General features: G+C 72.4%; 11 protein-coding genes. 8 read left to right on the top strand and 3 right to left on the bottom strand.

All coding sequences use genetic code 11. From position 1 onward, the window contains the following. On the top strand, window positions 1-753 hold a 753-nt coding region (locus tag GCN81_RS14995), incomplete at its 5' end, for an ABC transporter ATP-binding protein (protein ID WP_231626735.1). A 38-nt stretch (window positions 754-791) separates the two neighbouring features. Here the strand turns inward: GCN81_RS14995 and GCN81_RS15000 are convergent. Next, on the bottom strand, window positions 792-2234 hold the full coding sequence (locus tag GCN81_RS15000; RefSeq protein ID WP_156725221.1) for a lipase maturation factor family protein: 1443 nt from the start codon (window positions 2232-2234) through the stop codon (window positions 792-794). A gap of 150 nt (window positions 2235-2384) precedes the next feature. On the opposite strand from GCN81_RS15000, the gene GCN81_RS15005 reads away from it, so the two are divergent. The 6 genes from GCN81_RS15005 to GCN81_RS15030 all read left to right on the top strand — a co-directional run bounded on the left by GCN81_RS15005 (window position 2385) and on the right by GCN81_RS15030 (window position 10097). Next, window positions 2385-3602, top strand: coding sequence for a DUF6777 domain-containing protein (locus tag GCN81_RS15005; protein WP_156725112.1), 1218 nt, complete (start codon window positions 2385-2387; stop codon window positions 3600-3602). A 53-nt stretch (window positions 3603-3655) separates the two neighbouring features. Further along, window positions 3656-5731, top strand: a complete 2076-nt coding sequence (locus tag GCN81_RS15010; RefSeq protein ID WP_156725113.1) for a SpoIIE family protein phosphatase — start codon at window positions 3656-3658, stop codon at window positions 5729-5731. Window positions 5732-5849: 118 nt separating this feature from the next. Beyond that, entirely contained in the window at window positions 5850-6626 is a 777-nt protein-coding gene (locus GCN81_RS15015; protein WP_156725114.1) for a LytR/AlgR family response regulator transcription factor, read from the top strand. Window positions 6627-6728: 102 nt separating this feature from the next. Then, entirely contained in the window at window positions 6729-7157 is a 429-nt protein-coding gene (locus GCN81_RS15020) for a DUF485 domain-containing protein (protein WP_231626736.1), read from the top strand. Between the two features lie 7 nt (window positions 7158-7164). Next, complete coding sequence (locus GCN81_RS15025) at window positions 7165-8895, top strand: sodium/solute symporter (RefSeq protein ID WP_231626737.1); 1731 nt, start codon at window positions 7165-7167, stop codon at window positions 8893-8895. Beyond that, a complete protein-coding gene (locus tag GCN81_RS15030; RefSeq protein WP_231626738.1) occupies window positions 8892-10097 on the top strand; it encodes a sensor histidine kinase in 1206 nt (401 codons plus the stop codon). Before GCN81_RS15025 ends, GCN81_RS15030 begins: the two co-directional genes overlap by 4 nt. Window positions 10098-10150: 53 nt before the next feature. On the opposite strand, the gene GCN81_RS15035 is transcribed toward GCN81_RS15030, so the two are convergent. Both GCN81_RS15035 and GCN81_RS15040 read right to left on the bottom strand, forming a co-directional pair. Then, window positions 10151-10657, bottom strand: coding sequence for a hypothetical protein (locus tag GCN81_RS15035; RefSeq protein ID WP_156725116.1), 507 nt, complete (start codon window positions 10655-10657; stop codon window positions 10151-10153). 145 nt (window positions 10658-10802) lie between these two features. Further along, window positions 10803-11366, bottom strand: a complete 564-nt coding sequence (locus GCN81_RS15040; protein WP_156725117.1) for a sigma-70 family RNA polymerase sigma factor — start codon at window positions 11364-11366, stop codon at window positions 10803-10805. Window positions 11367-11554: 188 nt separating this feature from the next. Between GCN81_RS15040 and GCN81_RS15045 the strand changes: the two genes are divergently transcribed. Beyond that, window positions 11555-12766 carry a CapA family protein gene (locus GCN81_RS15045; RefSeq protein ID WP_156725118.1) on the top strand — a complete coding sequence of 404 codons (1212 nt, stop codon included), beginning with the start codon at window positions 11555-11557 and terminating at the stop codon, window positions 12764-12766. The last annotated feature ends 59 nt before the right edge of the window (window positions 12767-12825 follow it).

Raw genomic sequence — 12825 nt, forward strand, 5'->3', positions numbered from 1 at the left:
GCGCCCCGGCCGCTCCCGGATGGTCCGTTGGGCGTACGGCTGCGGGGCGTGCGGTTCGACTACGGCGGGGACCCGGTCCTGGACGGGGTCGACCTGACCGTCGAACCCGGCCGCACCGTCGCCCTTGTCGGTGCCTCCGGTGCGGGCAAGTCCACCTGCGCCCACCTGCTGGCCCGCTTCTGGGACCCGGCGTCCGGCGCGGTCGAGCTGCTCCCGGTCAGCGGCGCGCCCGTCGACGTACGGGAACTGGCCGACCGTGACCTGCGCCAGGCCCTCGCCGTGGTCGGCCAGGAGGCACCGCTGTTCCACGGCACCCTGGCCGAGAACCTGCGCCTGGCCGCGCCCGACGCCAGCGACACCGCGCTACAGGAGGCGGCCCGTGTGTGCGGCGTCGACCGGGTCGCGGGCGACCTCCCGGACGGGTACGCGACCCTGGTCGGAGAGCGCGGCGCCACCCTGTCCGGCGGCCAGCGGGCCCGCGTCGCGCTGGCCCGCGCCTTGCTCGCCGCCCCGCGCGTCCTCGTCCTGGACGAAACGACCGCGCACCTGGACACCGCGGGCGACGCCGAACTCGCCGCGGCCCTGCGTACCGTCTCCCAGGGACGCACCACGCTGGTCATCGCCCACCGCCCCGCGACCATTCGACGGGCCGACCGGATCGCCGTACTGGAACACGGCCGCGTCGTACAGGAGGGCAGCTGGGCTGAACTGGCCACGTCGGACGGGGCGTTCCAGCGCGTCGTGCGGAGGTAGCACGGCGGTAGTACGGACGTAGACACAGCTGAGCCGCGTCAGCCGTCCCGCTGCCAGGTGTCGGACGGGCGCTCCAAGCGGGTCGGCGGCAGAAACTCGCGTACGTACGTCCGGTGCCACCAGGCCCCCGTGTCCCGCAACTCCCGCCAGGTGGTGAAGCGATAGTGGTACAGCACGGCCCGTACATGCGTCGGCGGGGCGTCCGGGAAGGGGTTCCCGCGCAGCAGCCGCAGGGTGTCCCGGTCGTTCTCCAGCAGCCGCTCGACGAACGCCCCGAACCAGGGCCTGGCATAGCCGGGGGACAGCGCCGCGAACCACATCAGCCAGTCCAGGCGCAGATGGTACGGCGCGAACTGCCGGGGCAGCCGCCGAGGATCACCCGGCTTGCCGTGGAACTCGTACTCCCGCCACCCGGTGTCGTCCGGCGGGGGCACCGGCTCCGCCGTACCCTCGACGACCACCTCGTAGCGGACCCGGCCCACGGTGCCGAACGCGCCGTAGGCGTTGACGAGATGGAACGGGTCGAAGGAGTAGTTCATGATCTGGCCACGGGAGATCAGATTGCGCGCGGGGCGGTAACTCAGGCCGAGTACCAGGGCCGTGACGGCGATCACGACGACCTCGTACCAGAGCGGGGGAGCGGCGAGCGACGGCGGCGCGCCCGCCAGCGGGGTGAAGTCGATCGCGGACAGCGCGAGCACGATGGTCAGCCAGTTCAGCCAGGAGAAGTTCCCGGAGAGGATCAGCCACAGCTGCGTGGCGATCATGGCGCAAGCCGCGATGGAGGCGATCGGCTGCGGAGTGAACAGCAGGAAAGGCACCGCAAGTTGGGTGACGTGGTTCGCCGCCACCTCCACCCGGTGCAGCGGCCGGGGCAGATGGTGGAAGAACCAGCTCAGCGGGTTGGGCATCGGCTGGGTCTCGTGGTGGTAGTAGAGGCACGTCAGGTTCCGCCAGCAGGCGTCGCCCCGTAGCTTGATCAGCCCGGCGCCGAACTCCACCCGGAACAGCACCCAGCGCAGCAGCCACAGGACGAGCACCGGTGGCGCGGTGTCGTCGTTGCCGAGGAACACCGCGAGGAAGCCCACCTCAAGCAGCAGCGACTCCCAGCCGAAGCTGTACCAGGTCTGCCCCACATTGACGATGGACAGATACAGCGCCCACGGCACCGCCCACATCAGCATCGCCGCCCACAGCGGCACCAGCCCGTCGACACCCGCGAGCAGCGCGGCGGAGAGCAGCGCGCCCGTCCAGGCGCAGCACGCGAACAGCCGGTCCGAGTAGCGCCATTGGAACAGGCTGGGCGCGGCGCGCAGCGGGACCCGCGCCACGTAGCGCGGCACCGGCAGCATCCCGCGCTCGCCGATCAGCGCCCGGAACTGCAGCGCCGCGCTCACGAAGGCGACCAGATAGACCGCGGCCAGCGCCCGCTGGAAGACCAGCCGGGCCAGCCAGTAGTCGGGTCCGGTGAACCACTCCACATCCGTCATTGTGGCGCCGGGTGCGTGATTCGGCTCGCGGGCCGAATGACACACCCGGCAGCCCGCGCAGCGGAGGCGAACCACTCCGCGAGAGTGGAGGATATGGGGGTCATCGGGGCGAAGGGGGCCGGTCAGAGGCGGGAGAACCGCGTGCACTCACCCATCAGGCGCTATGCGGCGGCCTTCGCGATATCCACGGCCCTGCTGGTCGCGAGCTGCTCCGGCGACAGCGGCCAGGGCGCGGCGGACGCGACGAAGCCGCCGGACGAGGTGTTCCTCCAGCCCGTCGCCGCGCAGGGCCCTGACCCGTTCACCGACTCCACCGCGACGGCCACGGACACCACGGACGCCACCCCGCCCGTCACCCGAACGCCGCAGCCGCCCCCCACCGGTTCGCCCACACCTCAGGGCGTTCGGGGCATCGAGGGCGGCACTCCCGGCCTGTACGGCGGGACCTACTCCGTCGCGAGCTGCGATGTGGACCAGCAGGCCCGCCTCCTCACCTCGGACCAGGACAAGTCCCGCGCTTTCGCCGACGCCGCGGGGATCGAGCCGTCCGGCATCGCGGGCTGGCTGCGCGGCCTCGCTCCCGTCCAGGTGCGGGCCGACACGCGGGTGACCAGCCACGGTTACCGCGACGGGCGGCCCACCAGCTTCCCGTCCGTACTGCAGACCGGTACCGCCGTACTGGTCGACGACCGGGGGCTGCCGCGGGTGCGGTGCGCGTGCGGCAATCCGCTGAGCCCGCCGACCGCGGTGCGGGGCGACGCGACCCACCGGGGCCAGCCCTGGGACGGCTACCACCCCACCAGGACGGTCGTGATCACCCGGGCGCCGCAGGTGATCACCACCATCATCATCGTCAACATCACCGACAACATCTGGATCGAGCGCCGGATCGGCGACGACGGCCGCGACGACCGGGTCGTACCGCCGCCGCCGTCCCCGGACCCCTCGCTCGACCCGGGCGCCTCGCCGGACGACGGCAGCCCGTCGCCCGATGAGTCGGAAGGGACCGCGTCACCCGATGAGTCGGACAGCGCATCGCCCAACGAGACGGACGGGTCTCCGTCGCCGGACGAGACGGACACGCCCACTCCCGGCGACACTCCAGGCGACCCCCCGGGCGACACCCCCACCGACTGCCCGAGCGTGCTGCCCACCACCCCGTCTCCCGCGCCCTCGCTGTCGCCGCTGCCGTCCGGCTGCCCGACGCCACCCCCGGCCGACCCGGCCGACCCGGCAGACCCCGGCACGGAGGGCGACGAGGACACGCCGACCGCCCCCACCGCCCCCAATGTGCCGACTGCCCCCGACGACCTCGATGCCCCCGACGAGTCCACGGATCTCGAAGTCTTCGACACCTGAAATCGTCTACAGTCGAGCTCGTGAAATCAGATAAATGGTGACAAGGTAGGCACATGGTTGATCGGGGAGCGAGTGCCCTGCCCATGCCGGACGGTTGGCCCGCCCACCCGGACCCGATCCTGGCGCTCAACCTCATGGGCACCTTCGACTGGGACCTGGACAGCGGCCAGATGCACATGGACGCCCGGGCCCACGAGATCTTCGATCTACGGCCCGACGAATACGACGGACGTCCGGAGTCCCTGGCGCCCCGGGTCCCCCCGGCCGAGAGCCACCGCCTGGACGCCCTGGTCTCGGGGGCCCTGAAGGACGGCAGCGAGAACTACGGCGCCTACTTCCGGGTCCGGCTGCGCGACGGCACCCTGCGCTGGACCCACACCCAGGGCTACATCCGACGCGACGAGACCGGCCGCCCGCGCCGGATCGTCGGCATCGTCAGAGACGCGCGGCAGGAGCTCGAGGACCTGGCCCAGCGCCGCGAGCGGGCCGATCTGCGGGAGGCGACAAGCCGCCAGACCAGCGTCGTCCAGGGAACCGCCGCCGCCCTCGCGCACGCCCGCACCGTCCAGGACGTCATCGATGTCCTGGGGGACAGTCAGGGCCTGGCCCGGCTGGGGGCCACCAGTCTGGTCATGGGTCTGGTCGAGGCCGGGCGGATCCACCTGGTCGCCGAGGGGCCCGCGGGCAGCTTCGTGCCCGGCACTCGCTTCACCCGCATCGACGAGCAGTACCCGATGAGCGAGGTCGTACGGACCCTGTCCCCCTGCTATATCGAGTCACCGGAGGAGTTCGCCTACCGGTACCCCCTGTTGTGGCCGCACCTCACCGACCTGAAGATCAGCTCAGCCGCCTACCTCCCGCTGATCGCCCAGGCCAGGCCGATCGGCGCGCTCGGACTGCTCTACCGGGACAAAACGGGCTTCACCGCCGAGGAGCGCAACGTCCTGGTCGCGCTCAGCAGCAGCATCGCGCAGAGCCTGCAGCGGGCGATGCTCTTCGAGCAGGAGAAGGAGCTGGCCCAGGGGCTGCAGACGGCCATGCTGCCGCGCAGTATCCCCGGCATCCCGGGCGCGGAGACCGCGGTGCGCTACCGCTCGGCCAAGCTGGGCCGGGGCATTGGCGGCGACTGGTACGACGTGATCCCGCTGCCCGGCGGCCGGGTCGGCGCGGTCATCGGTGACGTCCAGGGGCACGACACGCACGCCGCCGCCGTCATGGGCCAGCTGCGGATCGTGCTGCGCGCCTACGCCGCCGAGGGGCACACCCCCGCCACGGTCATGGCGCGCGCCTCCGCCTTCCTGCACGAACTGGACACCGACCGGTTCGCGACCTGTCTGTACGCCCAGGTCGACCTCGGCACCGGAGTCGTCCAGTTCGTCCGCGCCGGGCACCTTGAGCCGCTGGTACGCCAGCCCGACGGCAGCTGCCGCAGGCTGCGCCTGGAAGGCGGGCTTCCGCTGGGCCTCTCCGCCGAGTTCGGGCGTCTGGAGTACCCGGTGTCCACCGTCGAGCTCGACCCCGGGGAGACGATGGTGCTCTGCACCGACGGCATGGTCGAAGTGCCCGGCGCCGACCTCGACGACGGGATGCAGACGCTGACCGCGCTGATCGCCTCGGGTCCTGACGCCCTGGACAAGCTGGCCGACCGGCTGTGCGAGGTGGTGGACGAGCGCGGGGGCGACGACGACGCCGCGCTGCTCCTGCTGCGCCGCAGCAGCACCGACGCTCCGCAGGCGGGCGGCCGCCTCCAGCAGCATGTCGCGCCGAACGACCCCGACGGGCTGAGCGAGGCCCGGCACATGGTCAGGGCCGCCGCGCGCGCCTGGGGAGCCGGGGAACGCGCCGACGAGGTCGAGCTGATCGCCGACGAACTGGTCACCAACGCGCTGCTGCACACCGAGGGCGCGGCGATCGTCACCCTGCGGGTGCTGACGGGTGCCGCCCGGCGGGTACGCCTCGAGGTCGAGGACAGCTCCAGCGCCCTGCCGCGCCGCCGCGAGGCGGGCGAGTCAGGGGTATCCGGACGGGGACTGCTGCTGGTGGACCGGCTGACGGACGTCTGGGGAGTGGAGTCGCGGGGCACCGGCAAGTGCGTGTGGTGCGAGTTCACCGTGCCGGACCGCGAGTAGGAGCGCGGAGTGGGGCTCGGGGAGTGGGGCGCGAAGAGCGGGGAGCGCGGAGCGCGGGCCTGCGGAGCGCGGGCCCGCGGATTGGCCCCCGTCGGGTGACCCCATACACTCCACCCGCATGCTGCGCATACTGGCCGTCGACGACGAGGAACCCGCGCTCGCCGAGCTGCTCTACCTGCTCCGGGCCGACCCCCATGTGCACAGCGCGGAGGGCGCGACGGACGCCACCGACGCGCTGCGCCGGATCTCCCAGGCCATCGACGCGGGCCAGGGCAGTCCGGACGCGATCGACGTACTCTTTCTGGACATCCAGATGGCGGGGCTCACCGGGCTCGACGTGGCCCGGCTGCTCGCGGGTTTCGCCCGGCCGCCGCTGATCGTCTTCGTCACCGCACACGAGGGCTTCGCCGTCCAGGCCTTCGACCTCAACGCCGTGGACTACGTACTCAAGCCGGTCCGTACCGAGCGCCTCGCCCAGGCCGTACGCCGGGCCGCCGAGCAACTCGCCGCGCAGACCGCCGCCCAGGAGAACCGGCCGCCGCGCCCGGTGCCGGAGACCACGGCCGGGCACATCCCCGTCGAGCTGGGCGGGGTGACCCGGCTGGTGCCGGTCGCCGACATCGTCTACGTCGAGGCGCACGGCGACTACGCGCGGCTGTACACCGGCCAGGAGAGCCACCTCGTCCGTGTCCCGCTCACCACGCTCGAAGAGCGCTGGCAGCCGCACGGCTTCGTCCGTATCCACCGCCGCCATCTGGTCGCCCTGCACCGCATCGACGAACTCCGGCTCGACGCCGGTTCCATGAGCGTCCGCGTCGGCGGCGCGGAGCTGGCCGTGTCCCGGCGGCACGCCAGCCGCCTGCGTGACCTGCTGATGCGCACAGACCGCAGCTGAGAAAGCCTGTCTGACCAGGGCCTGTCCGGCGGACCCGGCCATGATCCGCCGGACAGGCCCTCGGCCTTCCGCCACCCCGTCCGCGCTGCGTACACTCCAGCCGTGTCCGCAGAGCCCGCGCCCCGCCGCGAAGTGGTGACCGGGGAACCCCGGCGGGTGCATCGGCCACCGGGGCACCGCACCCAGTCAGAGATCGACGAGCAGACCACCCTCGGCGCTGCCTACGTCCGGTCCCTGATGCGCAGCCAGCTGCGCGCCGGGCTCACCGCCTTCGGCGTGCTCGCCCTCACCGCCGCGACCCTGCCCCTGTTCTTCGGCGCGCTCGGCCGACCCGTGGTCGTCTGGACCGTACTCGGCTTCGGCTGCTATCCGGTGCTCGTCCTGATCGCCTGGTGGTACGTGCGCCGAGCCGAGCGCAACGAGCGCGACTTCGCCCGCCTGGTCCAGGGCGCCGAGTCCTCCCCGGCCTCCGACGGCGCCGCCTCGGCTTCCGACGCCGCACCGGCCTCCGACGGCACGGAAGGCCGCTGAACCAGCCGTGCACCAGTCGTACGCGATACCCGCCGTCGCCGCCGTCGTCCTCGCCACCGTCCTGATCGGCGGCTTCGGCCTGCGGATCTCCCGCACCACATCGGACTTCTACGTCGCCTCACGCACCGTCGGCCCGTCCCTGAACGCCGCCGCGATCAGCGGCGAGTACCTCTCGGCCGCCTCCTTCCTGGGCATCGCCGGACTGCTGCTCCTGCACGGCCCCGACATGCTCTGGTACCCCGTCGGCTACACCGCCGGATACCTCGTCCTGCTGATCTTCGTCGCCGCCCCCCTGCGCCGCTCAGGCGCGTACACCCTGCCGGACTTCGCCGAGGGCCGCCTGGAGTCCCGGCAGGTGCGCAGGCTGGTCAGCGTGTTCGTGGTCGGCGCGGGCTGGCTCTACCTGGTGCCCCAACTCCAGGGCGCCGGACTGACCCTGGAGATCCTCACCGGCGCGCCCCGCTGGCTCGGCGGCACCCTGGTCGCCGCCGTGGTGGTGCTCGCCGTCGCCGCGGGCGGGATGCGCAGCATCACCTTCGTCCAGGCCTTCCAGTACTGGCTCAAGCTCACCGCCCTGCTGGTGCCCGCGCTGTTCCTGGTCCTCGCCTGGCAGGGCGACGGGCGCCCGCACGCCGAGTTCGACGAGCCCGCAGGCCTGCGCCAGCAGCAGTCCGTACGCGTCACCGAGCCGGTCGACATCAGGCTGAACGCCCCGCTTGCCGTCACCCTCACGGGCGCGGTCGACGGCCGTGCGTACGACGACGCGCGCGTGACGCTCGCCGAGGGCACCCACCGCATCGACGGCGGCACCCGGCTGACGTTCCCCGAGGGCTCCCAGGTCCCCGCCGCCGAGCCCAGCTCCAGCGCCAGCCGGCCGCTGGCCACCAGCCGCGCCGACCATCCGCTCTACGCCACCTACGGGCTGATCGTCGCCACCTTCCTGGGCACCATGGGCCTGCCGCATGTCGTGGTGCGCTTCTACACCAGCCCCAACGGCCGCACCGCCCGCCGCACCACCGTCGTGGTGCTCGCCCTGATCGGCGCCTTCTACCTGCTGCCGCCCCTGTACGGAGCACTCGGCAGGCTGTACGCCCCCGAGCTCACCCTCACCGGACACGCCGACGCCGCCGTCCTGCTGCTGCCCGAGCGGGTGATCGGCGGGCTCGGCGGCGACCTGCTGGGCGCGCTGGTAGCGGGTGGGGCGTTCGCCGCCTTCCTGTCCACCGCGTCGGGCCTGACCATGGCCGTGGCCGGGGTGCTCAGCCAGGATGTGCTGCCCTCGCGCGGCGTACGGCACTTCCGGCTCGCCACCGTGCTGGCCACCCTGGTGCCGTTGGCCGGTGCGCTGCTGGTCACCGGGGTGCCGGTGGCGGACGCGGTGGGGATGGCCTTCGCGGTGTCGGCCTCGTCGTTCTGCCCGCTGCTGGTGCTGGGCATCTGGTGGCGGCGGCTCACCCCGCCGGGCGCCGTCGCCGGGCTGCTGCTCGGCGGGGGCTCGGCGACGGTCGCGGTCGGGCTCACGGTGGGTGGGGCGGTCGGCTCGGGCTGGCCGCACACGCTGCTGGCCTGGCCCGCCGTATGGTCGGTGCCGATCGGGTTCCTGGCCATGGTGCTTGGCTCGCTCGCCACACCCGGCAGTGTGCCGCCGCACACCAGTGCCACCATGACCCGGCTGCATCTGCCCGAGTCGCTGACCGTGCGGCAGACCGCCACCGCCGCGGAAGGAGAGCGGAAGTGACCGTCGCCATCCTGCTCGCGCTCTGCCCCCTGCTGCTCGCGGGCGGCTTCCTGCTCGGCCGCCGTACCGCCCACCCCCTCGGCCGCAGCGACGTCGGCACACCCGTCGAGCGGGCCACCTTCGAGACCCTGCACACCGCCTCGCTGGCCGCGCCCCCGCTCCGTGCCGGGCTCACCGAGGACACCGCGCGCAAGGCCGCCGGACGGCTGCGCTCGCTGCTCGGCACCGACGCGCTCTGCCTGACCAACCGCAGTGCGGTGCTCGCCTGGGACGGGGCGGGGGAGCAGCACGGCCAGCAGGTGCTGAAGGCGCTCGGCGTTCTGCTGGACACCGGGCGCAGCGCCGCATTCGACTGCGCCTGCGGGGACCTTGACTGCCCGCAGCGCTGGGCGGTGGCCGCGCCGATCGTTGTCGACCAGCGGGTCCTTGGCGCGCTGGTGGCGTACGCGCCCAGGGAGTCGGCGGTACTCGCCAGGGCTACCGACGAAGTGGCCCGCTGGGTCTCCGTACAGCTGGAGCTCGCCGAGCTCGACCGCTCCCGTACCCGTGTCATCGAGGCGGAGATCAAGGCGCTACGGGCCCAGATCTCCCCGCACTTCGTCTTCAACTCCCTCGCCGCGATCGCGTCGTTCGTGCGTACCGACCCTGAGCGGGCGCGGGAACTCCTGCTGGAGTTCGCCGACTTCACCCGCTATTCGTTCCGCAGGCACGGTGATTTCACGACCCTCGCCGACGAGCTGCATTCCATCGACCAGTATCTGGCCCTGGTCCGCGCCCGGTTCGGTGACCGGCTCGCGGTGACGTTGCAGATCGCGCCCGAAGTGCTGCCGGTGACCCTGCCGTTCCTGTGTCTTCAGCCGCTGGTGGAGAACGCCGTGAAGCACGGTCTGGAGGGCGCGGTCACCCGCAGCCGGATCACCATCGGCGCCCGGGACGCGGGCGCCGACGCGGAGGTCGTCATCGAGGACAACGGAGTCGGTATGGACCCGGAGCGGCTGCGGCGGATACTGCGCGGCGAGTGCGATCCGTCGGCCGGTATCGGCCTGTCGAACGTGGACGACCGGCTGCGGCAGGTGTTCGGCGACGGGTACGGGCTGGTCATCGAGACCGGCGTGGGGGCGGGGATGAAGATCACCGTACGGATTCCCAAGTACCGCGCCGGAGTGCACTCCTCACCTACGGGACCGCCGGACAGACCCTAGGGTCTGGGCGCGGTCTGACCGGTACTCAGCGACCGGCGCTCAGCGACAGGCCCTCAGAACAGATGGATCGCCAGGTGCCCGAGCGGCAGTCCGAGCTGCCAGGCGGGCGTCCACACCTGCGGCCCGCCGTCCTCGTCGGGCGGCGCCCCGCCGTCGAGCACCACCGCGTCCAGGTCGGGCGCGAGGAGTTCGGTCTCCTCCAGCCACTGCCAGGCCAGCCGCGCCAGGTGCAGATCGGGCCCGGCGCGCTCGGCGCCGAGCGCCTCGTCGGCCAGCCGCTCGCGGACCCAGTCCTGCCAGGGCTGGTCGTACGCGGTGAGTGCGAGCCAGGTCTCCAGCTGGGTGATGACCCGGATGCCGGACAGCTCGCCGCCGGAGTCGGACAGGAAGATCGTCAGAGCCAGCGCATCGCGTCCCGCCCGGTACTCGAAGGACGTGGGCGGCATCAGGTCGCCGGTGCGTAACAGCTCGTCGGCGATGTACTCGGCGTACAACCACGCCATCGGGATAGACAGTTCGGCACTGCCTCCGAGGCCGTCGTCGGTGCTTCTGTGTGGCATCCTCTTCCGCCTTCCTCCGGGATCTCCGGTCCGTGGACTCAGCGAGGCCCCCCAGCCCTCGTACCGAAACACGGATGGGAGTAGCCGATTACTCAACCGGCCCATGGGCAAGGCGCTTTACGGAGGTTTGACCTAGCCGTTCGTTTCACCGCAGGTCACCCGCGTAGCCCGGAAGAACTCGCCGCAGCGCGCGCAGAGCGTAGTACGCGCGGGACTTCACGGTACCGGTAGGGATACCGAGCTCCGCAGCCGCCTCCGCCATGCTCGCCCCCCGGAAGTACACCTGATGGAGCACCGCACGGTGCTCGGGGCTGAGTGTCCCTACGGCCTGGCGTACGTCCAGCACCGCCGTGGCGCGCTCCGCGTGGTCCGCGCAGACCGGGGCGCTCTCCAGCACCTGACCGCTCACTTCGAGGGGCCTGGCCAGCCGCTGGCGGCGCGCGTCGATCGCCAGGCGGCGGGCCACGGTGAACAGCCAGGGCCGGATCGAGGCGTGGTCGGAGCGCAGCGCCTCGGGGTGCTGCCAGGCGCGGAGCAGCGTCTCCTGGGCCAGGTCCTCGGCGCGCTGCCGGTCGCCGAGAGTGAGCCGGTGCAGAAAGCCGAGCAGGGCCGGTCCGTGCTCGCGCTGCAGCTCGGCCAGGGTGTGTTCGTCGGTGCGGGTCGCCGTCGTCATGGCGGTATGGCAGCGCAGCGCGCGGCGCGCGGACATATGGCGTACGGACGCCTGCGGCGGGCGGTCGAAGAGGTCGGCGAGCGGTGCGGCGAGCGGGCCACCGGGCGGGCGAACGGCCGTATGCGCGTCCGATTCAGGGACTGTGGCGGCCTTGTTCCTTGACGCGGCGTTTCTACGAATATCTCTTGATATGGCCAGTATCGCCGAATGACGGAGCCCGGCCGATGACCCAGCGCGCAGCGCGTACCACCGCACTCACCGCCCTCCTGGCAGCGGCCGCCGCGGCCTGCGCGTCCCCGCCGCAGGAATCCCCACCGGCACCGCCGCGCGCCCCCGCCGCGAAGCCCGCCGCGAAGCCCGCCGCGTCAGGCGGTCCGTCAGCGGTCCGTGGCGCCTCCGCCGGGATGCGGGCGTTCACCCTCGTCGCCACCGGTGACGTGCTCCCGCACAGTTCGGTCATCGAGCAGGCACGCGCGGACGCGGGCGGCGCGGGCTACGACTTCCGCCCGATGTTCGCCGGGGTGAAACCCGTGATCTCCAAGGCGGACCTGGCGATCTGCCATATGGAGACCGTCTACGGCGCGGACGGCGACTACACCGGCTACCCCACCTTCAAGTCACCGCCCGAGGTCGCCGTCGCGCTCGCCGACACCGGGTACGACTCGTGCTCCACCGCCTCCAACCACACCCTGGACGACGGGTCCGAAGGGCTGCGCCGCACCCTGGACGCGCTCGACGAGGCGGGCGTCAAACACGCCGGGTCGGCCCGCTCGGAGGCCGAGGCCCGGCAGATCACCATGCTCACGGCGGGAGGTGCCAAGGTCGCCCATCTCGCGTACACCTACGGCACCAACGGCCTCCCGCTGCCCACCGGCCGTCCGTGGGCGGTCAACCTCCTCAACGACGAGAAGATCATCTCCGACGCCCGCGCCGCCCGCAGAGCGGGCGCCGACGTCGTCGTGGTCAGCCCCCACTGGGGCCAGGAGTGGCAGGACGAGCCGAACGCCCAGCAGCTCCGCCTCGCCAAGGCGCTCACCGCGTCCCAGACCGACGGCCGCCCCGACATCGACCTCATCGTCGGCACCCACGCGCATGTCCCGCAGGCGTACGAGAAGGTCAACGGCTCCTGGGTGGCGTACGGCCTCGGCGACCAGATCGCTGGTGCCATGTTCAACCACTCCGGCGCACAGGACCCGCGTGGCAACCAGGGAACCATCGGCCGGTTCACGTTCGCGCCGCCCGCCGAGCCCGACGGCCGCTGGGAAGTCAGCAAGGCCGAGTTCATCCCCCAGTGGTACGACACCGACGCCGGGCGCGTCGTCAACGTGAACGCCGCCATCGACGACGGCGCCGACCACACCGCCCTGCGCGACCGCATCCAGCGCGTCGTGATGAGCCGCGGTGGGGCCAAGGCGGGCCTGGTGATGGGCCAGTAGGACGGGCAAGCGTGACGGGCGGGTGGCCGCAGGCGGGTGGCGGGTGGCGGGTGGCGGGT

The organism is Streptomyces apocyni (genome assembly GCF_009739465.1).
In the GTDB taxonomy this organism is placed as follows: Bacteria; Actinomycetota; Actinomycetes; order Streptomycetales; family Streptomycetaceae; genus Streptomyces; species Streptomyces apocyni.